Origin of the sequence: Microbacterium sp. NPDC058062 (genome assembly GCF_042885375.1) — a bacterium.
Classification (GTDB): Bacteria; Actinomycetota; Actinomycetes; order Actinomycetales; family Microbacteriaceae; genus Microbacterium; species Microbacterium trichothecenolyticum_C.
This window is the reverse complement of record NZ_JBHVSC010000001.1, coordinates 462,759-484,754: the sequence shown is the minus strand read 5'-3', so window position 1 is coordinate 484,754 and position 21,996 is coordinate 462,759. Positions and strand designations below refer to the sequence as shown.

22 protein-coding genes are annotated in these 21,996 nt (G+C 70.3%); 6 read left to right on the top strand and 16 right to left on the bottom strand.

Translation table 11 applies throughout. The features are described 5' to 3' along the window. Positions 1–56: 56 nt before the first annotated feature. The 3 genes from ACFVSU_RS02195 to ACFVSU_RS02185 are packed head-to-tail and all read left to right on the top strand — an operon-like array spanning position 57 to position 1,905. Positions 57–521 carry a MarR family winged helix-turn-helix transcriptional regulator gene (locus ACFVSU_RS02195; protein ID WP_387137406.1) on the top strand — a complete coding sequence of 155 codons (465 nt, stop codon included), beginning with the start codon at positions 57–59 and terminating at the stop codon, positions 519–521. Next, a complete protein-coding gene (locus ACFVSU_RS02190) occupies positions 518–1,198 on the top strand; it encodes a hypothetical protein (RefSeq protein WP_387137404.1) in 681 nt (226 codons plus the stop codon). Before ACFVSU_RS02195 ends, ACFVSU_RS02190 begins: the two co-directional genes overlap by 4 nt. A 20-nt stretch (positions 1,199–1,218) precedes the next feature. After that, positions 1,219–1,905: a trimeric intracellular cation channel family protein gene (locus ACFVSU_RS02185; protein ID WP_387137401.1), complete on the top strand. Its 687-nt coding sequence runs from the start codon at positions 1,219–1,221 to the stop codon at positions 1,903–1,905. Between the two features lie 103 nt (positions 1,906–2,008). On the opposite strand, the gene leuA is transcribed toward ACFVSU_RS02185, so the two are convergent. Next, a complete protein-coding gene (gene leuA / locus ACFVSU_RS02180) occupies positions 2,009–3,769 on the bottom strand; it encodes a 2-isopropylmalate synthase (RefSeq protein WP_310290982.1) in 1,761 nt (586 codons plus the stop codon). Between the two features lie 261 nt (positions 3,770–4,030). On the opposite strand from leuA, the gene ACFVSU_RS02175 reads away from it, so the two are divergent. Then, positions 4,031–4,657, top strand: a complete 627-nt coding sequence (locus ACFVSU_RS02175) for a hypothetical protein (protein WP_387137397.1) — start codon at positions 4,031–4,033, stop codon at positions 4,655–4,657. Between the two features lie 12 nt (positions 4,658–4,669). On the opposite strand, the gene era is transcribed toward ACFVSU_RS02175, so the two are convergent. The 12 genes from era to ACFVSU_RS02115 form a co-directional block, all read right to left on the bottom strand. Next, positions 4,670–5,602 (bottom strand): GTPase Era, encoded by a 933-nt coding sequence (gene era / locus ACFVSU_RS02170; RefSeq protein WP_387137394.1) that lies wholly within the window; start codon positions 5,600–5,602, stop codon positions 4,670–4,672. Then, positions 5,599–6,951, bottom strand: coding sequence for a hemolysin family protein (locus ACFVSU_RS02165; protein WP_387137391.1), 1,353 nt, complete (start codon positions 6,949–6,951; stop codon positions 5,599–5,601). The genes era and ACFVSU_RS02165 overlap by 4 nt, the downstream gene beginning before the upstream one ends. Further along, positions 6,948–7,418 carry an rRNA maturation RNase YbeY gene (gene ybeY / locus ACFVSU_RS02160; protein WP_387137388.1) on the bottom strand — a complete coding sequence of 157 codons (471 nt, stop codon included), beginning with the start codon at positions 7,416–7,418 and terminating at the stop codon, positions 6,948–6,950. Before ybeY ends, ACFVSU_RS02165 begins: the two co-directional genes overlap by 4 nt. Beyond that, positions 7,415–8,446, bottom strand: a complete 1,032-nt coding sequence (locus ACFVSU_RS02155) for a PhoH family protein (protein WP_387138687.1) — start codon at positions 8,444–8,446, stop codon at positions 7,415–7,417. Before ACFVSU_RS02155 ends, ybeY begins: the two co-directional genes overlap by 4 nt. A gap of 52 nt (positions 8,447–8,498) precedes the next feature. After that, positions 8,499–8,846 (bottom strand): HIT domain-containing protein, encoded by a 348-nt coding sequence (locus tag ACFVSU_RS02150; RefSeq protein ID WP_387137385.1) that lies wholly within the window; start codon positions 8,844–8,846, stop codon positions 8,499–8,501. A gap of 99 nt (positions 8,847–8,945) precedes the next feature. Then, positions 8,946–9,683, bottom strand: coding sequence for a 16S rRNA (uracil(1498)-N(3))-methyltransferase (locus ACFVSU_RS02145; RefSeq protein WP_387137382.1), 738 nt, complete (start codon positions 9,681–9,683; stop codon positions 8,946–8,948). A 3-nt stretch (positions 9,684–9,686) separates the two neighbouring features. Continuing rightward, positions 9,687–10,802, bottom strand: a complete 1,116-nt coding sequence (gene dnaJ / locus ACFVSU_RS02140; protein ID WP_056367385.1) for a molecular chaperone DnaJ — start codon at positions 10,800–10,802, stop codon at positions 9,687–9,689. A gap of 51 nt (positions 10,803–10,853) precedes the next feature. Beyond that, positions 10,854–11,894, bottom strand: a complete 1,041-nt coding sequence (hrcA, locus tag ACFVSU_RS02135) for a heat-inducible transcriptional repressor HrcA (RefSeq protein WP_387137379.1) — start codon at positions 11,892–11,894, stop codon at positions 10,854–10,856. Positions 11,895–12,023: 129 nt separating this feature from the next. Beyond that, positions 12,024–13,241: a radical SAM family heme chaperone HemW gene (gene hemW, locus ACFVSU_RS02130; protein WP_387137376.1), complete on the bottom strand. Its 1,218-nt coding sequence runs from the start codon at positions 13,239–13,241 to the stop codon at positions 12,024–12,026. A gap of 7 nt (positions 13,242–13,248) precedes the next feature. Next, positions 13,249–13,899 (bottom strand): DUF1990 family protein, encoded by a 651-nt coding sequence (locus tag ACFVSU_RS02125; protein ID WP_310291004.1) that lies wholly within the window; start codon positions 13,897–13,899, stop codon positions 13,249–13,251. 27 nt (positions 13,900–13,926) lie between these two features. Next, a complete protein-coding gene (gene lepA / locus ACFVSU_RS02120; RefSeq protein WP_387137373.1) occupies positions 13,927–15,792 on the bottom strand; it encodes a translation elongation factor 4 in 1,866 nt (621 codons plus the stop codon). A gap of 57 nt (positions 15,793–15,849) precedes the next feature. Next, positions 15,850–16,992 carry a pyridoxal phosphate-dependent aminotransferase gene (locus tag ACFVSU_RS02115; RefSeq protein WP_387137371.1) on the bottom strand — a complete coding sequence of 381 codons (1,143 nt, stop codon included), beginning with the start codon at positions 16,990–16,992 and terminating at the stop codon, positions 15,850–15,852. A gap of 40 nt (positions 16,993–17,032) precedes the next feature. Between ACFVSU_RS02115 and ACFVSU_RS02110 the strand changes: the two genes are divergently transcribed. Next, complete coding sequence (locus ACFVSU_RS02110) at positions 17,033–17,758, top strand: alpha/beta fold hydrolase (RefSeq protein ID WP_387137368.1); 726 nt, start codon at positions 17,033–17,035, stop codon at positions 17,756–17,758. Here the strand turns inward: ACFVSU_RS02110 and ACFVSU_RS02105 are convergent. Both ACFVSU_RS02105 and ACFVSU_RS02100 read right to left on the bottom strand, forming a co-directional pair. Then, positions 17,747–18,997, bottom strand: coding sequence for an MFS transporter (locus ACFVSU_RS02105; protein ID WP_387137365.1), 1,251 nt, complete (start codon positions 18,995–18,997; stop codon positions 17,747–17,749). The genes ACFVSU_RS02110 and ACFVSU_RS02105 overlap by 12 nt on opposite strands. After that, positions 18,994–20,370 carry a GH1 family beta-glucosidase gene (locus tag ACFVSU_RS02100; RefSeq protein ID WP_387137362.1) on the bottom strand — a complete coding sequence of 459 codons (1,377 nt, stop codon included), beginning with the start codon at positions 20,368–20,370 and terminating at the stop codon, positions 18,994–18,996. Before ACFVSU_RS02100 ends, ACFVSU_RS02105 begins: the two co-directional genes overlap by 4 nt. 220 nt (positions 20,371–20,590) lie before the next feature. On the opposite strand from ACFVSU_RS02100, the gene rpsT reads away from it, so the two are divergent. Then, a complete protein-coding gene (rpsT, locus tag ACFVSU_RS02095; protein WP_310291020.1) occupies positions 20,591–20,851 on the top strand; it encodes a 30S ribosomal protein S20 in 261 nt (86 codons plus the stop codon). A gap of 87 nt (positions 20,852–20,938) precedes the next feature. Here rpsT and holA read toward each other — a convergent pair whose 3' ends face one another. Beyond that, complete coding sequence (gene holA, locus ACFVSU_RS02090; RefSeq protein ID WP_387137358.1) at positions 20,939–21,976, bottom strand: DNA polymerase III subunit delta; 1,038 nt, start codon at positions 21,974–21,976, stop codon at positions 20,939–20,941. Between the last annotated feature and the right edge of the window lie 20 nt (positions 21,977–21,996).

The following is a 21,996-nucleotide window of genomic DNA, read 5'->3' as shown; positions in this document are numbered from 1 at the left end:
AGCTCGCACCAGTCGCGCAAGACGGCCGTGATCGTCAATCGTGTACCATGTTCACTATGTCCGGCACTCAGATTCTCGACACGCTGCTCGCGCTGTCCAGCGTTCTGGGCGCCGACCAGGAGCGCGAGCTCGATCGCCGAGGCCTCACGCCCGCGCGCACCCACATCCTCTGGCTCGTCTTCCACGAAGGCCCGCGCACCCAGGCGGAGCTGGCCACGGCGCTCGGCGTGACGCCCCGCAACATCACGACCCTCGTCGACGGGCTCGAGGCGACCGGTTTCGCACGCCGCGAGCCGCACCCCCACGACCGCCGGGCCGTGCTCGTCACCTTGACGCCGCGTGGCGAAGAGGCGATGCGCGCCATGGACGCCGAGCACACCGAGCTCGGGGCACGGCTCATCGACGGCCTCGATGACGCGACGGCCGAAGCGACGCTGCGGGGGCTGACGCATGTCCTCGACCGCCTGAACCGGCTGATCGCGGAGCACGAGGCACGGACCACCGAGGACGGCCTATCGTGAGCGCCGTCGACACCCCACGCGACAGCCCGGCTCGACCGGAGCGATCGTCCGCCACCCCGGCTCCGCCCGGATGGCGGACGAAGCTGGGAGCCTTCGCGCGGCGCGCATGGATCATGGAGCTCGGGGTCTATCAGAGCATCTTCCGGTTCGTGTTCCGCAGACCCCGCGTTCCCGTGGGCGCCAGCGCGTTCCGCTACCACTCCCCCGTGCTGACGCTCCTCGTCGTCTTCATCGTGCTGTCGGCGGTCGAGATCCCGATCGTCGATCTCATCGTCCACCGCTGGGCCTGGGTGCGCATCCCGCTGCTCGTGCTCGGCATCTGGGGCGTGACGTGGATGCTCGGCCTCCTGTTCGGCTACCTCACCCGACCGCATGCGGTCGGTCCTGCCGGGATCCGCGTGCGACAGGGTGCCGAGCTCGATCTCGACCTGCCGTGGGAGGTCGTGCGGTCCGTCGAGCGCTCAGCGCATCGGGTCGACAAGGCGCCTGCCGTCGTGGACGAGCCGGAGGGCCGCACGTTCGCCGCGCGCATCGCCAACGAGACCAACGTGCTGATCCTTCTCGAGCACCCGCTCGACGTGCGACTTCCGCAGGGCCGCGACCGCGTCGAGGCGGTGCGGCTGTGGACGGACGATCTCGACGGATTCCTGTCGGCGGTGCGCACCCATATCCCCTGATCCCCGTCGACAATGGAGGGGTGGACGAGCCGGTCTTCGTGATCCCCCTGTGGGCCGACCTCATCGCCGTGGGCCTCGGCGGCATCCAGGGCGCGCTGTTCGCCTCAGGCTTCCGCGGTGAACGCCGGCTCGACATGCTCGGCGTCGCGATCATCGGGATCGTGATGGGCATGGGCGGCGGTCTCATCCGCGACCTGCTGCTCAACGTCACGCCCACCACGCTGCAGAGCAACTGGTACCTGCTCACCGCGGTCGGCGCGGCACTGTTCGGGATGCTGCTCGCCGGCCTCTTCCAGCGACTCAACGCCGTCATCGTCGGCCTCGACGCCCTGGTCATCGGCCTGTTCGGCGCGTTCGGCACCAGCAAGGCCCTCGTCCTCGGACTGCCGCTCGTGCCCGCCGTCTTCGTCGGCGTCTGCGCGGCGGTCGGCGGCGGCATCCTCCGCGATGTGATCATGGGCCTGCCGGTCGCGATCATGCACGTCGGCTCGCTCTACGCGGTCGCCGCGGGAGTCGGATGCCTCGTCCTCGCGACTGCGGAAGAACTCGGCGTGAGCGTGGTCATCGCCGCCGTGATCGGCATCGTCGTGACGACGGTGATCCGTCTGCTCGCGGTGATCTTCGACATCTCGCTTCCCGAGCAGCGCGCGCTCTACCGCCGCAAAGTCGCCGTGGAGACCTCGACGATCCCGATCGTCAAGCCCTGAGGCATCCGCGTTTCGACTCGCAAGCTCGCTCAACGACCGAGGGCTGCGAACACCGACGGGCGCGCGCGGGGATCACCCGCGCACACCCGTCGACGGTTCGCGCTCAGACGCCCGCGAGGGCCCCAGAGCGCTGCCGCGTGCGGATGGCGCGGTTCACGCCCGACACGATCGCCTTGAGCGATGCGGTCGAGATGTCCGAGTCGATGCCGACGCCCCAGAGGCGCTCACCATCGACCTGGAGTTCGATGTAGGCGGCCGCCTGCGCGTCGCCGCCTGCGCTCAGGGCGTGCTCGACGTAGTCGTAGAGCGTCACGTCGAATCCCTGTGCGCGGATGATCTCGAGGAATGCGGCGACCGGGCCGTTGCCGCGACCGGATGCCTCGAACCGGTCGTCACCGTCGCGCAGCGTGATGTCGAGCGCGACGTCGCCCGACAGGTCGCTGCGGGTGCTGGTCGCCAGGAGCTCGAAGCGTCCCCAGCGCTCGTCGGCGACCTCCGACGGCAGGTACTCGTCGGTGAAGATCTTCCAGATCTGGTCGCTCGTGACCTCGCCGCCCTCGGCGTCGGTCTTGGCCTGCACCACACCCGAGAAGTCGATCTGCAGCTTGCGGGGAAGATCCAGCGAGTGGTCGGTCTTCAGCAGATACGCGACGCCGCCCTTGCCCGACTGCGAGTTGACGCGGATGACCGCCTCGTACGAGCGGCCGAGGTCCTTCGGGTCGATGGGCAGGTACGGCACGGCCCACTCGATCTCGTCGACGGTGACGCCGGACGCCGCGGCGCGGGCGTCCATCGCCTCGAAGCCCTTCTTGATCGCGTCCTGGTGCGAGCCGCTGAAGGCCGTGAACACCAGGTCGCCGGCCCACGGGCTGCGCTCGTGCACCGGCAGCTGGTTGCAGTACTCGACCGTGCGCTTGACCTGGTCGATGTCACTGAAGTCGATCTGCGGGTCGATGCCCTGCGTGAACAGGTTGATGCCGAGCGCCACCAGGTCGACGTTGCCCGTCCGCTCGCCGTTGCCGAACAGGCAGCCTTCGATGCGGTCGGCGCCGGCCATGTAGCCGAGCTCGGCGGCGGCGATCGCGGTGCCGCGGTCGTTGTGCGGGTGCAGCGACAGGATGACGTTCTCGCGGTGCGCGAGGCGCCGGCTCATCCACTCGATCGAGTCGGCGTAGATGTTCGGCGTCGCCATCTCGACGGTCGCGGGCAGGTTGATGATGACCTTGCGCTCGGGCGTCGGCTCGAAGATCTCGATGACCTGGTTGCACACGCTCAGCGCGAACTCGAGCTCGGTGCCGGTGTAGCTCTCGGGCGAGTACTCGTAGAAGACCTTGGTCTCGGGGATGCGCTTCTCGAACTCGCGGCACAGGCGTGCGCCCTCGAGGGCGATGTCGATGATGCCCTGCTCGTCGGTGCGGAACACCACCTCGCGCTGCAGGACGCTGGTCGAGTTGTACAGGTGCACGATCGCCTGCTTCGCACCGGCGATGGACTCGTAGGTGCGCTCGATCAGGTGCTCGCGCGCCTGCGTCAGGACCTGGATCGTGACGTCGTCCGGGATGAGGTCCTCTTCGATGAGCTGGCGCACGAAGTCGAAATCGGTCTGGCTCGCCGAGGGGAAGCCGACCTCGATCTCCTTGTAGCCCATCTGCACGAGCAGGTCGAACATGATCCGCTTGCGCTCGGGGCTCATCGGGTCGATGAGCGCCTGGTTGCCGTCGCGAAGATCGACGGCGCACCAGCGGGGTGCGGTCGTGATGCGCTGGTCGGGCCAGGTGCGGTCGGGCAGATTCACGGTGATCTGCTCGTGGAACGGCCGATACTTGTGGGTCGGCAGGCCCGAGGGCTTCTGGGTGTTCTCCATGATGTCGTCGCTTCTCTCGTCTGTTCCGAGCTGCAGCCCGATCGGGGCGGCTCGATGCCTGATGATGCGGGCCAACGAAAAGCTCCGCGACGAGGAAGGCCCTAGAACGAGGTCTCGTCGCGGCGGCTAAGAAGGAGAAGCCGGCCGAAGCGCATGGATTCAGGCTACACCCCGTTGCGAGCGGAGAGCGAACAGATGACGGACGGATGCCGCGGCATCCCGTTTCTGAGACGATCGGCGTCGATGCGACACCATCGAGACATGAGAGGTCTGAGTCGCTCCCTCGGCATCGCCGCCACTGCCGCCGTCGTCATGCTCGCCGTCGCGTGCGCGAGCGCAGGTCCCGGCGGGACGCCCGCACCGGCATCGCTCGGGGCCGTGACCCCGATCCCTCCCGAGGGCGAGGTCGCCGCCACCGGCACCGTGCTCGACACCGGCGGGTCCCCGCAGCTCTGCGTGGGTGCGGTCGCGGAGTCGTATCCTCCGCAGTGCACCGGGATCCCGCTGGAGGGCTGGACGTGGCAGGGCGTCGACGGCGCGGAGTCGTCGGGTGACGTCACGTGGGGCGCCTACGCGGTGCGCGGCACCTACGACGGCGAGACGTTCACCTCGACGCAGCCGCCGATCCTGCTCGCCCTGTACGACCCGATCCGGCCGGAGGACCCGACGGGCGGGAAGCCCGGCGCAGGCGACGAGGCGACCCTCGCCGCCATCCAGGACGAGCTCCCCGGCAAGCTCGGCGACGGGTATCTCGCCTCTTATCCGCAGGACGGCTGGCTCTGGGTCGACGTGGTGTGGGACGACGGGAGCTGGCAGGAGGCGGCGGACGCGGAGTACGGTGCGGACACCGTCATCGTCCGCTCGGCGATCACCGAGACCGGAGGGTGAGCCGGGCGGGAGTCAGAAGCCGAGACGCCCCAGCTGCTTCGGGTCGCGCTGCCACTCCTTGGCGATCCGCACGTGCAGCTTGAGGAACACCTTGGTGCCCACGAGAGGCTCGATCTGCGCGCGGGCGCGGGCGCCGACGTCGCGCAGGCGCGAGCCCTTGTGCCCGATGATGATGCCCTTCTGGCTGTCGCGCTCCACGACGATGTCGGCGTAGATGTCGGTGAGGTCGGAGTCCTCGCGGGGCTCCATCTCCTGCACGACGACCGCGATCGAGTGCGGCAGTTCGTCGCGCACGCCGTCGAGCGCGGCCTCGCGGATGATCTCGGCGATGCGGTCCTCGGTGGACTCGTCGGTGACGACGCCTTCGGGATACAGCGCGGGCCCCTCGGGCATGAGGGAGAGCAGCTCGTCGCTCAGCACGTCGAGCTGGTCGCGGGTGAGCGCCGACAGCGGGATGACGGCCGCCCAGTCCTCGCGGAGGCTGTCGACCTCCATGAGCCGCTCGGTGATCTGGTCCCGGGAGGCGGCGTCCGTCTTGGTCACGATGGCGACCTTCTTCGCGCGGCCGTACCCGCTGAGCGACTCCGCGATGCGGCGGTCGCCCGGGCCCACCTTCTCGGTCGCGGGAACGCAGAAGCCGATGACGTCGACGTCGCCGAGCACCTGTTCGACGAGGTCGTTGAGGCGCTGACCGAGGAGTGTCCGGGGCTTGTGGAGGCCCGGGGTGTCGACGATGACGAGCTGTCCGGCGGGCCGGTTCAGGATGCCGCGGATCGCGCGGCGCGTCGTCTGAGGCTTGTCGCTCGTGATGGCGACCTTCTCTCCCACGAGGGCGTTCGTGAGGGTCGACTTGCCGACGTTGGGGCGCCCGACGAACGTGACGAAGCCGGAGCGGCCCTCAACGGATTCGGGGGCGGCGTCCGGGGTGGGCTCGTTCTCGGTCATGACGTCTCTTCCTTCCGAGGCAGCCGGATCTCGCCGGTGCGGGGGCTCACGATGCGGATCTCGCCCGTGCGCGGTGAGCGGCCGATGTCGAGAGCGGGATCGCCGCGCTCGACGAACACCGTCGAGATGCCGCGCCCGCGTCCGCGCGACGCACCCCCGGTGAGCACGAGGCCGGCGTACTCGGCGGTGGCGCCCGGCTGCGGCACGCGGCCCAGGGCCTTGCCCAGAAGCCCGCCGATGGAGTCGACGTCCTCGTCCTCGAGCTCGAGGCCGAACAGGTCGCCGACCTCGTCGAGCCCGAGGCGCGCGCTCACGCGATAGTGACCGGGCTCCAGCTCGGTCACCTCCTCGGCGCGCGGGTCGTACTCGTCCGAGATGTCGCCGACGAGCTCCTCGATGAGGTCCTCGAGCGTGACGAGTCCGGACACGCCGCCGTACTCGTCGACGACGAGACACACGTGCACGGCGTCGCGCTTCATCTGCTGCAGCAGCGTCTCGGCCTTCATCGACTCGGGGACGAACACCGCCGGCCGCGCGATCCGGCTGATCGGGGCATCCCGCCACCCGGCCTCGTCGCGGAAGCCGAACTGCACCAGGTCCTTGAGGTACAGCACGCCGACGACGTCGTCCGCATCGTCGTCGACGATCGGCATGCGCGAGACGCCCTTCTCGAGGAACAGCGTCATCGCTTCGCGTGTCGAGGTCGAGGCATCCACCGTCACCATGTCGGTGCGCGGCACCATCACGGCCCGCACGAACGTGTCGGTGAAGTCGAACACCGAGTGGATCAGCTCGCGGTCGTCCTGTTCGATGAGCTCGTTCTCGGCCGCTTCGTCGATGATGCTGAGCAGCTGCTCCTCCGACGCGAAGGACGAGCCGCGCGACGCGCCCGGCGTGATGCGCGTGCCGAGCGCGACGAGTCCGTGCGCGAGCGGCCCCAGGATGATGCGCACCCCGCGGACCACCGGAGCCGCCCCGCGCAGCAGTCCGCGGGCGTGCAGCCGGCCCACCGACCGCGGACTGGCGCCGACGACGACGTACGAGACGCCGGTCATGAGCAGGGCCGCAGCCAGCATCGCCCACCAGATGTTGTCGAAGAGGTCGACGAAGGCGACCGTGACGAGCACCGCGGCCGTCGTCTCGGCCAGCACGCGGATGAAGATCACGGCATTGGCGTGCGCATCGGGGTCGTCCCCGATCTTCCGCAGCGACGCCGCGTTGCGGCCGCCTGCTCCGAGCTCGGCGAGGTCCGCGCGGGAGGTGACGCTGAGCGCCGCGTCGATCGCGACCATGAGGGCGCCGAACGCGAGCAGGAGCGCTGCGGCGACGAGAAGGAGAGCGGCGGTCATGCGTGAGGTCGTCGGCGTTCGGATGCCTGGAACGAGGTGATGAGCTCGCGCTGCAGTCCGAACATCTCCCGCTCCTCCTCGGGCTCGGCGTGGTCGAAGCCGAGGAGGTGGAGCAGGCCGTGCGTGGTCAGGAGGATGAGCTCGTCGAGCGTGGAGTGCTTCGCGGCCACCGCCTGGGTCTCGGCGACCTGCGGGCACAGCACGATGTCGCCCAGCAGGCCCGGAGGCGTCGGGGCGTCTTCGGTGCCCGGACGCAGCTCGTCCATCGGGAAGCTCAGCACGTCGGTCGGGCCCGGCTCGTCCATCCACTGGACGTGCAGCGCCTCCATCGCGCCCTCGTCGACGAGGAGGATCGCGACGTCGGCGTCGGGGCTGACGTGCAGTTCGGCGAGGTTGTGCTCCATGAGGCGCAGCAGGACCGTCTCATCGACGGCGATCCCCGATTCGTTGCCGATCTCGATGGTCATGGGCGTCCTCGCTTCGGAAGGTGGTCACGGGGTCCGCCGCCGCGGACGGTGCCGGCGCGGCGCTCGGCTCTGTTGGCGAACTCGGATGCCTCGTCCCGCTCGCGACGCGCGGCGATGCGGCGCTCGTCGTACTCGCTGTAGGCGTCGACGATGCGGCCCACGAGCGTGTGGCGCACGACGTCGTCACTGGTCAGGTACGAGAAGTGGATGTCGTCGATATCGCCGAGCACCCGGGTCACCAGCCGCAGACCCGACGCGCCCTGCGGGAGGTCGATCTGCGTGATGTCGCCGGTCACCACCATGCGCGTGCCGAAGCCGAGGCGCGTGAGGAACATCTTCATCTGCTCGGGGGTGGTGTTCTGCGCCTCGTCGAGCACGACGAACGAGTCGTTGAGCGTACGGCCGCGCATGTAGGCCAGCGGCGCGACCTCGATGGTGCCCGTCGCCATGAGCTTGGGCACGAGCTCCGGGTCCATCATCTCGTTGAGCGCGTCGTAAAGCGGGCGCAGGTACGGGTCGATCTTGTCGGTGAGCGTGCCGGGGAGGAAGCCGAGCCGCTCCCCCGCCTCGACGGCCGGCCGCGTCAGGATGATGCGGCTGACCTCCTTACGCTGCAGCGCCTGGACGGCCTTCGCCATCGCGAGGTACGTCTTGCCGGTACCGGCGGGGCCGATGCCGAAGACGATGGTGTTCTCCTCCATCGCGTCGACATAGGCCTTCTGACCGAGTGTCTTCGGCCGGATGACCTTGCCTCGCGACGACAGGATCGCTTCACCGAGAACCTCCGAGGGGCGTGGCCCGCCTTCGCTGCGGAGGATGCGGTTCGACGACGCGACGTCGTCCTCGCCGAGCGACTGACCGGCTCGGGTCATCGCGACGAGCTCGTCGACCAGCGTCCGTGCCGCCGCGACGGCCGGCGCCTCGCCGGTCAGCGTGATCTCGTTTCCGCGCACATGCACGTCGACACCCGGGTGCTCCTTCTCGACGACCCGCAGCAGCCGGTCCTGCGGACCGAGAAGCTGCACCATCGCGACGCCGTCGACCTCGACGTGGTCGCTCACCGTCTCATGACCCGGTTGATCAGGCACCGATACTCTTCTCTTCGAGGCCTCCCGCGAGCACATGGGCGTGCACGTGGAAGATGGTCTGGCCCGCGTTCGGGCCGGTGTTGAAGACCAGGCGGAAGTCCCCGTCCGAATGCTCGGCGGCGACCGTGTTCGCGAGTCCCACAAGCTCCGCCATGAGGTCCGGGTCGCCGGCGGCGAGCTCGACGACGTTGTGGTACTCCTCGGTCTTGGGGATCACCAGCAGGTGCACAGGCGCCTTCGGGGCGATGTCACGGATGGCGAATGCGTTCTCGGTCTCTGCGATGATCTCGGACGGGATCTCCCCGTCCAGGATGCGCGTGAAGATCGAAGGTTCACTCATGTCGCAAGTCTACCGACGGGGCCTTGCGACCGGCTCCGGGAGCGGTCGGTGAGCCTCCCCCGTCGGTGAGCCTCCCCGGTCGGTGAGCCTGTCGAACCGTCACCACCGCCCGAGCGCGGTGCTGACGACGGCCAGCGCCGCGGGACCTGCGGTCGAAGTGCGCAGCACCGTGTCGCCGAGGCGCACGAGTCGCGCGCCCGCGGCCGCGAGCGCGTCGAGCTCTTCGGGGGCGATGCCGCCTTCGGGTCCGACGACGAGCACGATGTCGCGCTCCTCGCCCGGGTCCACCGCGAGTGCGCCGAGCCGCTCGGTCGCCGTCGGCTCGAGGATCAGGACGAGGGATGCTGCCGCCCGGCGCGCGAGCGCCGCGGTCGTGGTCAGCTCCGCCACCTCCGGCACCCACGCGCGGTGGGCCTGCTTCGCGGCCTCCCGCACGATGGTCGCCCAGCGGGCACGGCCCTTCGCGGCCTTCGCCGCGTCCCAGCGGGACACGCTGCGGGCGGCCTGCCACGGCACGATCTCGTCGACGCCGAGCTCGGTCGCCGCCTGCACGGCGAGCTCGTCCCGATCCCCCTTGGCCAGGGCCTGCACGAGCACGATGCGCGGGCTCGGGGGCGCAGCATCCGTCCGTCCGTCGATGCGCACGATCACCTCGCGGGGCGCCACCGACTCGACCGTGCCGGTGAGCCACGCACCGCGGCCGTCGCCGACGGTGACCTCCTCGCCGACGCGCACCCTGCGCACCGTCGAGGCGTGGTGAGCCTCCGCGCCGGTGAGCGTCACGGCGTCGCCTTCAGCGGCGTCGACGGGCTCGTCGAGCAGGAAGTGCAGTGCCACGGGTCAGCTGTTCCGGAAGCGATCGCGGAGCTTCGCGAACAGGCCCTGGTGGAACTCGGCGAGCTTGGGGGCCGGTGCCTTGGTGCGCTTCGCGAAGTCCTCGATGAGGGCGCGCTCCTTGTGGTCGAGGCGCGTGGGCGTGACGACGTGCACGCCGACCTTGAGGTCGCCGCGCTGCGAGCCGCGCAGCGGCGTGATGCCGCGGCCCTTGATCGTAAGGATGTCTCCGGCCTGCACGCCTGCCCGCACCTCGAGGTCGACCGGGCCGTCGAGCGACTGGATGGTCGTCGTCGTGCCGAGGATCGCGTCGGGCATCGACACCTCGAGCGTCGCCAGCAGGTCGTCGCCGTCACGGCTGAACACCTCGTGCGGCTGCACCGTGACCTCGATGTACAGGTCGCCGTTGGGGCCGCCGGCCGGGCCGACCTCGCCCGAACCCGGCAGCTGCAGGCGGAGTCCGGTCTCGACGCCGGCCGGGATGTCGAGCGACACCGTGCGGCGGGCGCGCACGCGGCCCTGCCCCTGGCAGGTCGCGCACGGGTACGGGATCGTCGTGCCGTAGCCCTGGCAGACGTTGCACGGCTGGGTCGTGACGACGTTGCCGAGGAGGCTCCGCACTTGGCGCTGCACGTTGCCGGTGCCGTGGCAGATGTCGCAGGTGACGGGGCTCGTCCCGGGCTGGCAGCAGGAGCCCTGACAGGTCTCGCACACGACGGCCGTGTCGACCTCGATGTCGCGGTGCGTGCCGAACACGACATCGCCGAGCTCGAGGGTGACGCGGACCAGCGCGTCCTGGCCGCGCTCGCGGCGCGATCGTGGCCGCCCGCCGCGCGATCCGCCCGCCGCACCGAAGAAGGTCTCGAAGATGTCGTTGAACCCGCCGAAGCCACCGGCCCCGCCGCCGAACGGCGAGTCGCCGCCGCCCATGTCGTAGCGGGCGCGCTGCTCGGGGTCGCTGAGGACGTCGTACGCGTGCGTCACGAGCTTGAAGCGCTCGGATGCCTCCTCGCCCGGGTTCACATCCGGGTGCAGCTGTCGGGCCAGCCGCCGGTACGCCTTCTTGATCTCGTCGGTGGAGGCGTCGCGTGAGACGCCGAGGACCTCGTAGTGGTCAGCCACTTTCGCCTTCCTGCCGCGGCCGCGCCGCGGGATCGTGTGTGCGCGCGTGCGTCAGCGGGAGCTGTCGTCCTGCTCGAGCATGCGCGTGAGATAGCGCGCGACGGCGCGGACCGTCGCGAGGTTCGTGGGGTAATCCATGCGCGTCGGGCCGAGCACGCCGACGCGGGCGAGAGAGCCCGTCGCGTCGTAGTCGCTGGCGACGACGGATGCCTCGGCCAGGCCGAACGCCTCGTTCTCGCGGCCGATGCTCGCCGAGAGGCCGTGCTCGTCGGCGACCATCTCGCCCATGAGCCGCAGCAGGGTCACCTGCTCCTCGATCGCCTCGAGGAGCGGATAGATGCTGCCGCGGAAGTCGGACTCGCGGCGTGCGAGGTTCGCGCTTCCGGCCATCACGAGCTTGTCCTGGCGGAACTCCTCGAGCTCCTCCGCGACGGCGCGGACGATCTCGTCGGTCGCGCGCTCATGCGCCGGCGCCTGCGCATCGGGATCTTCGAGCCGTTCCGCGATGCGCTGCAGCCCCTCGCGGACGGGCCGGCCGACCAGCAGGGTGCCGAGTCCGGCGCGGATGTGCGCGAGGTCGACGTCGTCGAAGTCCTCGCCGACGAACGTCAGGCGCTGCGACACGCGTCCCGTGTCGGTGACCACGATCACCAGCATCCGTCCGCCGCCGAGCTGGACCAGCTCGACGTGGGTGACGGTCGCGCGCGCGAACGACGGGTACTGCACGATCGCGACCTGGCCGGTCAGCTGCGTGAGGGCGCGCACGGTGCGCACGAGGACGTCGTCGAGGTCGCCGGAGCCGTCGAGGAACGAGGCGATGGCCGCCCGCTGGGCCGGCGAGAGCGGCCGGAGCTCTGCGAGATGGTCGACGAAGACGCGGTAGCCCTTGTCAGTGGGCACGCGGCCCGACGAGGTGTGCGGCGCGACGATGAGCTCTTCGTCTTCGAGCAGCGCCATGTCGTTGCGGATCGTCGCGGCGGACACGCCGAAGGCGTGCCGTTCGACGATCGCCTTGCTGCCGACCGGCTCGCGCGTGTCGACGTAGTCCTGGACGATCGCCCGCAGCACCTGCAGACCTCGTTCGCTGACCATCCCGCCTCCTCACGCCGCAGCTGGCACTCGCACGACTGGAGTGCCAATTCTATCCGATGCCCCTGCCCGGATCGTCGAGCGACGCCGGGATGGATCGCGATCGTCGTCCGACCCGCGATCGTGCCGGGGCTAATCGGTGAGCGCCCGCACCACCGCGTCGGCGAGCAGGCGGCCGCGCCGCGTGAGCACGACCCTCCCGCGCAGCGCGGCGGGGCCCTCGATCAGCCCGTCCGCGATCAGCGCGGCGACCGCGTGACGGCCTTCGCCGAGGAGCTCCTCGACGGGGAGGCCCTCGCGGATGCGGGTGCGCAGCAGCACGCTCTCGAGGTTCCTGGCCGCGGCATCCGGGATCTCGCGCCCCGCGGCCGGCGACTCCCCCGCGGCCAGTCGCTGCGCGTAGGCGGCGGGGTGCTTGACGTTCCAAAACCGCACGCCGGCGACGTGGCTGTGCGCGCCGGGACCGAAGCCCCACCAGTCCGCGCCGACCCAGTACGCGAGGTTGTGGCGGGAGCGGTGCGCGTCACCGCGCGCCCAGTTCGATACCTCGTACCACTCGAACCCCGCGTCCGCGAGCAGGTCGTCTGCGAGCTCGTACATGTCGGCCTGCAGGTCGTCGTCGGGTGCGACGACCTCGCCGCGGCGGATCTGGCGAGCGAGCTTCGTGCCGTCCTCGATGATGAGCGCGTACGCCGAGATGTGGTCGGGCTCGAGGGACACCGCCGCCTCGAGCGAAGTGCGCCAGTCGTCGAGCGATTCACCCGGTGCGCCGTAGATGAGGTCGACGCTGACGTCGAGCCCGGCCCCGCGCGCGGCGGCCACCGCCGTGCGGACGTTGTCGGGATCGTGCGTGCGATCGAGGGCCGCGAGAACGTGCGGGACGGCCGACTGCATGCCGATGGAGAGGCGCGTGACCCCGGATGCCGCGAGCTCGGCCGCGACCGCGGGCGTGACCGTGTCGGGGTTGGCCTCGACCGTGATCTCGGCCCCGTCGGCGACACCGAACGTGTCGCGGACGCCGGCCAGCATGCGTGCGAGGTCGCCGGGCGGGAGCAGCGTCGGGGTGCCGCCGCCGAAGAACACCGTCGACGCGGGACGGTTCCCTCCGGCGCGCTCGAGCACGGGCGCCGCCAGCTCGATCTCACGAAGCAGCGTGTCGGCGTACTCGTCCTGGCGGGCGCCCCGCAGCTCGGACGACGTGTACGTGTTGAAGTCGCAGTACCCGCAGCGGACGCGGCAGAAGGGGACGTGCAGATACACGCTGAACTCTGCGGCCGGATCGATACGCGTGCCGGCCGGCAGCGAGCCGTCCGAGGGAACGGGCTCGCCGAGCGGAAGAGCGGAGCCCATCAGCGCTTCACGCGGGAGTCGTGTACAGCGGCGAGATCGCGCGCAGGTAACGCGTGAACAGCTCGCGACGTCGGCGCTTCGTGAGTCCCGGAAGCATCCGGTACAGCACGGCACGGGGCGCGTCGAACGCGCGGACGGTGAACCAGACCTCGTCGTTGTCGTACCAGTCGAGCATGAACGACTCCTCGCCGCTCACGACGGAGTCGCTCACGGTCCCGAGCGCGAAGCCCACCCGCCGAGGCTCCTCGACGGCGAAGATCACGCGCAGCTCCGCGTCGGCGCGGAGCCCCTTGACGCGGCCGTCGACACGGATCGTCGTGCCCGCGCCGACGAACGGGGTGCCGTCCGCGTCGAAGCGCTGCTCGGCCTCGGAGCGACTGGGCTTGACGGGGTTGCCCTCGGCGTCGAAGCTCACCCCCGAGTACATGGGGCCGGAGGCGGGGCGCACGTCGGTGACGTCGAGCCCGGCACCGCGCTGGGCGGTCCACGACATCAGCGCCTCGCTCGCGGCGCGGAAGCGCGCTTCGCCGCTGCCGATCCGCCACGACTGCTCTGCAGGGATGCTGCGCTCCGGCGGATACTGCATCAGATCCGGCGCTTGGGTCGCCCCGACAGCGGCGTAGTCGACGGTGTCGTCACGGAAGGTTCCTCGACGCATGGATTCCAGCCTACTTCGCGAGTCGCATCACTTCTTGGCAGGACCCTCGACGTCGCCTGAGAGCGCGGCGATGAACGCCTCCTGAGGGACCTCGACGCGACCGACCATCTTCATGCGCTTCTTGCCCTCCTTCTGCTTCTCGAGGAGCTTGCGCTTGCGGGAGATGTCACCGCCGTAGCACTTGGCGAGGACGTCCTTGCGCATCGCGCGGATGTTCTCGCGAGCGATGATGCGGGCGCCGATGGCGGCCTGGATCGGCACCTCGAACTGCTGACGAGGGATGAGCTTGCGCAGGCGCTCGGTCATCATCGTGCCGTAGGCGTACGCCTTGTCGCGGTGCACGATCGAGCTGAACGCGTCGACCTTGTCGCCCTGCAGCAGGATGTCGACCTTCACGAGGTCGGCCGTCTGCGAACCGGCGGGCTCGTAGTCGAGGCTCGCGTAACCCTGCGTCTTGGACTTGAGGTGGTCGAAGAAGTCGAACACGATCTCGCCGAGGGGCATGTGGTAGCGGAGCTCCACCCGGTCCTCGCTGAGGTACTCCATGCCCAGGAGCGACCCGCGGCGGGACTGGCACAGCTCCATGACGGTGCCGACGTAGTCCTTGGGGAGCAGGATGCCGACCTTGACGACCGGCTCGGACACCTCGGCGACGCGCCCGTCCGGGTACTCGCTCGGGTTGGTGACGACGACGGTCTCGCCGGTGTCGGTCGTGACCTCGTACGTCACCGAGGGTGCGGTCGTGATGAGGTCGAGGTCGAACTCGCGTGAGAGGCGCTCGGTGATGATCTCGAGGTGCAGCAGGCCCAGGAAGCCGCAGCGGAAGCCGAAGCCGAGCGCCACCGACGTCTCGGGCTCGTACTGGAGGGACGCGTCCGACAGCTTGAGCTTGTCGAGCGCCTCACGCAGGTCGGCGTAGTCGCTCTGGTCGATCGGGTAGATCCCCGAGAAGACCATGGGCTTCGGGTCGGTGTAGCCGGACAGCGGCTCGGTCGCGGGCTTACGCTGGTTGGTGATCGTGTCGCCGACCTTGGACTGGCGGACGTCCTTCACACCGGTGATCAGGTAGCCGACCTCGCCGACGCCGAGCCCCTTGGTGGGGACCGGCTCGGGGCTCGAGACGCCGATCTCGAGGAGGTCGTGCGTCGCCTTGGTCGACATCATCTGGATGCGCTCGCGCGGCTCCAGCTTGCCGTCGACCATGCGGACGTAGGTCACCACACCGCGGTACGAGTCGTACACCGAATCGAAGATCATGGCGCGGGCGGGGGCATCCGGGTTCCCCTTCGGAGCGGGGATCTGCTCGACGATGCGGTCGAGCAGTGTCTCGACGCCCATGCCGGTCTTGCCGCTCACGCGCAGCACGTCATCGGGCGAGCCGCCGATGAGGCCGGCCAGCTCTGCGGCGTACTTCTCGGGGTCGGCGGCCGGCAGGTCGATCTTGTTGAGGACCGGGATGATGTGGAGGTCGTTCTCGAGCGCGAGGTAGAGGTTCGCGAGGGTCTGCGCCTCGATGCCCTGCGCAGCGTCGACGAGCAGGATCGCACCCTCGCAGGCGGCGAGCGAACGCGAGACCTCGTACGTGAAGTCCACGTGACCGGGGGTGTCGATCATGTTCAGCGCGAAGACCTCGTCCGGTCCCTGAGCCTGTCGAAGGGCCCACGGCATGCGCACGGCCTGCGACTTGATCGTGATGCCGCGCTCGCGCTCGATGTCCATGCGGTCGAGGTACTGCGCGCGCATGTCGCGGTCGGAGACGACGCCGGTGATCTGCAGCATGCGGTCGGCCAACGTCGACTTGCCGTGGTCGATGTGGGCGATGATGCAGAAGTTGCGGATCAGCTCGGGCGGCGTGGCAGAGGGCTCGAGGGGCTTCAGGGCGCGCGGTGACATGTCCAGACGATTGTACGGGTGCGCGCCGCTCGACGAACCCCGGCGACGGCGTGCGGGTCAGGCCGGGGCGGGGATGCGGCTCAGCCCGTCGAGCAGCTCGTCGCGGTCGCTGGCCACGCACACGCGGATCCAGCCCTCGCCCGAGGCGCCGAATGCACTTCCCGGAGCGACGGCGACGCCCTGCTCATCGAGGAACCGCTCGCACCAGGCGACGACGTCGCCGCCGGAGACGTGCGCGACGTCGATCCAGAGATAGAAGGCCCCTGTGGGGTCGAGGTAGCGGAGCCCCCGGGCGTCGAGGAGCGCCGTCGCGGCGGCGAGGTTGTCGCGGTAGTGCGCGCCGCTGCGGCCGACCGCCGCCTGATCGCCGATGAGCGCCGCTGCCGCCGCCCGCTGCGACGGCTCGTCGACGCAGCTGACCACGGACTCCTGCACCCGCAGCATGGTCTGCCGCCATCCCGGGGGCGTGACCAGCCACCCGACCCGCGCTCCGGTCATCGCGTAGGTCTTGGACATCGAGAACACCGACAGCACGCGGCCGTCGTCGTCGAGCGTCGCGGGGCTCACGTGCGGCTCGCCCCACGTGAAGCGCTCGTACACCTCGTCGCTGATGAGCCACAGGTCGTGGCGGCGCGCCAGGCCGATCAGCGCCTCCAGCGTCGGGCGGTCGAACGTCGACCCGAGGGGGTTGGAGGGCGTGTTCACGATGATCGCGCGCGTCCGCGGGGTGACCAGCGACTCGAGCTCGGCGAGATCGGGCTGGAACGCGCGCTCGGGACGCAGCGGATACGGCACCGGCGCGGCCTGCAGGAGATGGGCGTTCATCGTGAAGGTCGTGTATCCGGGATCGGGCACCAGCACCTCGTCGCCCTGCGACAGGGTGAGCGCCATCGCCAGATGCAGCGCCTGGGTGGCGCCGACCGTGACCCAGATCTGCTCGAGGTCCACGTCGAGGGCGTTCTCACGAGCGAGCTTGTCGCGGATCGCTTCGCGAAGCGCCGGGATGCCGCCGTTGGGGGTGTAGCGGATCGCACCCTCGCGCCACGCCTGGGACGCGGCATCCCTGACACGCTCCCCCGCGACCTCGCCCGGCTCCCCCACCGCGAGGATGATCGTGCCGGGGCGGCGCAGGGCGCGCTCGAGGATGTGACGCACACCGGAACCCGGCATGCGCGCGATGTGCGGGGCGATCTCGGGCATGCCGCCATGCTAAGCGGGCGCGCACGGCTACCCTGGCGTCATGGTCGTCCAGGTCGTGCTCGTGCACGGCATCCGGACGTCCGCGACGATGTGGCGCGCGCAGGTGGAGTACCTGACGGAGCGGGGCAACCCGGTGACGGCGGTCGACCTCCCCGGTCACGGTTCCCGCATGGGTGAGGAGTTCACCCTCGAGTCCGCGTTCGCCACGATCGATTCCGCGGTGCGCGCCGCCGCGGAGCGCGGCCCGGTGCTGCTGTCGGGTCACTCGATGGGCGGCCTGCTGTGCATCGAGTACGTGGGTGCGGAGGATCCCCCACCGGTCGCGGGGTTCATCGCGGCGTCGTGCACTGCGATCCCGCGCGGCGTGGGTCTCGCGACGTACCGCGTGCTGGCCCGCGGCTTCGATTCCCTTCCCGACCGAGGGATGTGGCTGACCGACCGCATGCTTGACCGCATCCTTCCCGACGAGACCCGCGCCGACTTCGGCGCCGGCGGCTACGCACTCGATGCGCAGGACATCGCGCTGCGCAGCCTCTCGGTGCTCGATCTGCTCGCGGCCCTCCATCGCATCGACGTGCCGCTGTGGTTCGTCAACGGACAGTGGGACCAGCTCCGCCTGAACGAGAAGCTGTTCATGAGGGTCGCGCAGCACGCTGAGCTGATCGTCGTGCCGCGGACGACCCATCACGTGACGGTGATGCGCCCGCGCGTGTTCGACGCCCTGCTCGAAGTCGCCCTCCGCACGCTGGAGGCGTCACACGCGTGACGGCTGGCGCTCGCGGCTGCGGATCGCGTACGTCATGAAGCCGCCCGCGATCGACAGGATGCCTCCCACGAGGAACAGCAGCCAGAAACCGCCCACGAGGGCGACGAGACCCGCGCCGAGGAGCGGGCCGATGAGCTGGCCGAGGCTCGCCGAGACGTTCACGAAGCCGAGGTCGCGGGCGTGGTCCTCGGGATACGGGAGCAGGTCCGTGCCGAGGGCGAGTCCCACAGACATGTACGCTCCGTAGCCGACGCCGAGGAGAGCCGCCGCGATCATCGCGGTGGTGAGCGATGGCGCCACCACCAGGATGATCGACGCGAGCCCCTGCACGACGGCCGACCACACGACGAACGGGATCCGTCGCCCGGTGCGGTCCGAGACCCACCCCGACGCGATCGAGGAGCCCACCACGAACACGGTGTAGACGAGGATCAGGAGCAGCAGCTCGTCCTCGGCCGTCGCGGGGTCGCGGTGCAGGCCGTAGAGCAGGAAGAAGAGCAGCAGGCCGGTTCCGAGCGCGTTGCCGATGTTCACGGTGAGGCGCCCGGCGAGCAGCCACGCGAAGTCGCGATCGCGCAGCGCCGCGAGCCGTTCGCCGAGCGTGCGCACCTGGCGGGCGGCGGCGACCTCCGAGCGCGCGGGCGGATCGGGCAGCAGAAGCGCCGCCGCGGTGCCCACCACCGCGAGGAAGCCGCCGAGGACGAGGTACCCGACCACGACGCCGAGCTCGAGCAGCACGATGACGCCGACGCCCACGACGATGCCGAGGGCCTGAGACGAGGAGACGGCGGCGGATGCTGCGCCCCGCTGCGTCGTGAGCTGATCAGCGATGAGGGCGGTGAAGGCCGCGGAGGCGACGGCGACGCCGACCGAGACGCCGACCCAGGCGAGTCCCACGCCCCACGGACCCGATGCGAAGGCGATCGCGGCGAGCGACGCGGTGCCGAGCCACACTCCGCCGAGCGCCCAGGGGCGCCGGCGCCCCATCCTGCCGCGGGTGCGATCGGACAGGCCGCCGGCGACCGGGGCGGCGATCACGCCGGCGATACCGCCCATCGCCAGCACGAGGCCGGAGGACACCACGCCCGACACCCACCCGTCGGCATCGTCGGGCGTGTCGAGCTGCAGCGGGATGAGCAGCTGCAGCGGCGTGAGCTGCACCGTCCACAGCGCGAGCCACGCGAGCGTGAAGAGCGTGAACCAGCCGACGCCGACCTTGGCGCCCTGCCGGGCGCTCACGCGTGTGCCTCCGCGATGAGGGCGCGGTACCAGTCGAACGACGCCTTCGGCGTGCGTGCCGAGGTGTCGAAGTCGACGTGGACGAGACCGAACCTCTGGGACCAGCCGTCCGCCCACTCGAAGTTGTCCAGGAGCGACCACACCGTGTACTCCCGCACGTCGACGCCCGCAGCGGCGGCCGCGCCGACGGCGTCGATGTGTCCCGCGAGGTAGGAGATGCGGTCGGCGTCGGGGACTGGTCCGTCGACGTGGTCAGGTTCGGGGAAGGACGCCCCGTTCTCGCCGATCACGAGCGGCGGCAGGCGGTCGCCGTAGCGTTCGCGGAAATCCAGCAGGAGGCCGGTGAGGGCCGCGGGCACGATCGGCCACTCGGATCCGAAACCTGTGACCGGCGCGCCGGGTGTGGGCACGATCTCGAACGGGACGGGGCTGCCCTCGGGAGCGGCGGCGATCGTCGTCGGGTTGTAGAAGTTGATCCCGTAGAAGTCGCCCGGCGCGGAGATCAGCTCCAGATCGCCGTCCTCGACGGGCATGGGCGGGATGCCGTATGCCTCGAGGTCGGGGTAGGCGCCGGTCAGCACGGGGTCCGCGAAGACGCGGTTGTGGAGCAGGTCGTACACGGCCGCGGCTGCGAGGTCGGCATCCGTCTCGCCCGCTGGGAGCGCCAGGGTGTGATTGTTGACGATCCCGACCTCCTCGGCGCCCGACGCGCGCAGCGTGCGGAGGGCGAGGCCGTGCGCGAGCAGCTGGTGGTGCACGGTCGGCAGCGCGCCGAACAGCAGCTGCTTGCCCGGCGCGAGCGTGCCGACGGCATAGCCCTGCAGCGACGTCGAGACCGGCTCGTTGAGCGTGTACCAGTGGCGGATGCTGCCGCCCAGCGCCTCCGCGACGATCTCGGCGTACTCGCCGAAGCGCAGCGCCGTGTCGCGGTCGAGCCATCCGCCGCGCTCTTCCAGGACGCTCGGCAGATCCCAGTGGTACAGCGTCGCGAAGGGCGTCACCCCCGCCTCGAGCAGGTCGTCGGCGAGGCGTCGGTAGTAGTCGAGTCCAGCCTGGCTGACAGGGCCGTCGGGCTCGGGCTGCACGCGCACCCACGAGATCGAGAAGCGGTAGCGGTCGACGCCCAGCCCGGCGAGCAGGGCCACGTCTTCGTGGTGACGTCGATAACTGTCGGGACCGGGATCCGCCGTCGCGCCGTCGCGCACCGCGCCGGGCGTCGCGACGAAGTCGTCCCAGATCGACCGGCCCCGCCCGTCGGCGGCGCGCGAGCCCTCGACCTGGAACGCGGCGGTCGCCGCGGACCACCGGAAGCCCGGCGGGAACGGCGAGAGATCGACAGACGGATGCTGCGGCACGGCGGACTCCTTCGTCACGGAGCGCGCATCCCCAGTGGCGCGCGCACCCACGCGTAGATCATGCATCATCGAAGGGCTCTGCCGTGCACGCCTGTGGACGTCAATGAGTCACCGGTTCACCTGGTAGAATCCTTGTTTGGCTTGCGTGTGGGTTCGCCCTCACGACCGCCGCGAAGCGCCCCTCTCTCGCTGACCGGCACACAAATCCGATTCACCTTCGAACGAAAGACGTCGACACGTGGCGAACATCAAGTCGCAGATCAAGCGCAACAAGACCAACGAGAAGGCGCGCGAGCGCAACAAGGCCGTCAAGAGCGAGCTGAAGACGCACGTCCGTCGCACCCGCGAGGCGATCGCGGCCGGCGACAAGGCCGCGGCCGAGAAGGCGCTGGGCACGGCGACCAAGAAGCTCGACAAGGCCGTCAGCAAGGGCGTCATCCACCAGAACCAGGCGGCGAACCGCAAGTCGGCCATCGCCAAGCAGGTCGCCGCTCTCTGAGCCTCTGACACGCTCCGCGACCCCGCGTCGCGTGAAGGCCCGTCCCGCAAGGGGCGGGCCTTTCGCTTGCCTTCGCGGGCGCCCGAGTCAGGCGCCGTACGGTGCGCGGGTGGCGATCACCGTGATCATGCGCTCGAGGGCGAACACCGCGTCGCGCGAGCCGCCCTTGACCTCGGCATCCGCCCGTGCCGTCGCCTGGATCGCGCGGCCGAGACTCTCTTCGTTCCAGCCGACCAGGTCGCGGCGCGCGCGATCGATCTGCCAGTCCTTCATGCCGAGCCGCGAGGCGAGGGCCTTCGCCGGCTCGCGGTTGCCCGCGACCCGCGCCATCGTGCGCAGCTTCATGGCAACGGCCGCGACGAGCGGCACCGGGTCGGCGCCCGAGGCCAGGGCGTGCCGGAGCGCGATGAGCGCCTCACCGTAGCGCCCCGCGATCGCCGTGTCGGCGACCGTGAAGGCCGACGTCTCGACGCGGCCCCCGTAGTAGCGCTCGACGACCTGGTCGGTGATGTCGCCGGGGACGTCCGCGATGAGCTGCTGGCACGCCGCAGCGAGCTCGGTGAGGTCGTCGGCGAACGCGGAGACGAGCGCGCGCAGCGCGGTCGGCGCGATGCGCTTCTTCGCGGCCTGGAACTCGCCCGCGGCGAAGTCGAAGCGGTCCGAGTCCCGCTTGACGGCCGGGCATGCGATCTCGACGCCCGAGCCCTCACCCGCACGGATCGCGTCGAGCAGCTTCTTGCCGCGCACGCTCGCACCGGTATGCCTGAGCACGACCGTCGCGCCGTCCTGCGGCGCGGCGAGGTAGGCGACGGCCTCGGCGAGGAACGTGTCGGAGCACTTCTCGACGCCGCTCACCCGGACCAGCCGCGGCTCGCCGAACAGCGACGGCGACGTGACGCCGAGGAGTGTGCCGGCGGCATAGTCGTCGGCACGGATGTCGGACACCTCGAGCGTCGGGTCTTCGGCGCGCAGATAGTCGCGCACGCCGGCGATCGCCCGTTCGGCGCAGACCTCTTCGGGCCCGGAGACGAGCACGATCGGCGCTGGCTGCGGAGCCCGCCAGGACAGCTGGGGAATGGCGCTGCGCGCGGCCTTCGCGGGTGCTCGGCGTGCGGGGGAAGCCATTCCCCCAGCCTACCGACGCC

Excerpts from the sequence above, each read along its gene's own strand:
- ACFVSU_RS02175 (WP_387137397.1), top strand. The coding sequence starts at position 4,031 with ATGAGAGGTCTGAGTCGCTCCCTCGGCATCGCCGCCACTGCCGCCGTC.
- hemW (WP_387137376.1), bottom strand. The coding sequence starts at position 13,241 with ATGGGCTCCGCTCTTCCGCTCGGCGAGCCCGTTCCCTCGGACGGCTCG.
- hrcA (WP_387137379.1), bottom strand. The coding sequence starts at position 11,894 with ATGGTCAGCGAACGAGGTCTGCAGGTGCTGCGGGCGATCGTCCAGGAC.
- ybeY (WP_387137388.1), bottom strand. The coding sequence starts at position 7,418 with ATGACCATCGAGATCGGCAACGAATCGGGGATCGCCGTCGATGAGACG.
- ACFVSU_RS02115 (WP_387137371.1), bottom strand. The coding sequence starts at position 16,992 with ATGCCCGAGATCGCCCCGCACATCGCGCGCATGCCGGGTTCCGGTGTG.
- ACFVSU_RS02165 (WP_387137391.1), bottom strand. The coding sequence starts at position 6,951 with ATGACCGCCGCTCTCCTTCTCGTCGCCGCAGCGCTCCTGCTCGCGTTC.
- ACFVSU_RS02150 (WP_387137385.1), bottom strand. The coding sequence starts at position 8,846 with ATGAGTGAACCTTCGATCTTCACGCGCATCCTGGACGGGGAGATCCCG.
- lepA (WP_387137373.1), bottom strand. The coding sequence starts at position 15,792 with ATGTCACCGCGCGCCCTGAAGCCCCTCGAGCCCTCTGCCACGCCGCCC.
- ACFVSU_RS02125 (WP_310291004.1), bottom strand. The coding sequence starts at position 13,899 with ATGCGTCGAGGAACCTTCCGTGACGACACCGTCGACTACGCCGCTGTC.
- era (WP_387137394.1), bottom strand. The coding sequence starts at position 5,602 with ATGACCGAGAACGAGCCCACCCCGGACGCCGCCCCCGAATCCGTTGAG.
- holA (WP_387137358.1), bottom strand. The coding sequence starts at position 21,976 with ATGGCTTCCCCCGCACGCCGAGCACCCGCGAAGGCCGCGCGCAGCGCC.
- ACFVSU_RS02195 (WP_387137406.1), top strand. The coding sequence starts at position 57 with ATGTCCGGCACTCAGATTCTCGACACGCTGCTCGCGCTGTCCAGCGTT.
- ACFVSU_RS02155 (WP_387138687.1), bottom strand. The coding sequence starts at position 8,446 with ATGGTGCAGCTTCTCGGTCCGCAGGACCGGCTGCTGCGGGTCGTCGAG.
- leuA (WP_310290982.1), bottom strand. The coding sequence starts at position 3,769 with ATGGAGAACACCCAGAAGCCCTCGGGCCTGCCGACCCACAAGTATCGG.
- ACFVSU_RS02110 (WP_387137368.1), top strand. The coding sequence starts at position 17,033 with ATGGTCGTCCAGGTCGTGCTCGTGCACGGCATCCGGACGTCCGCGACG.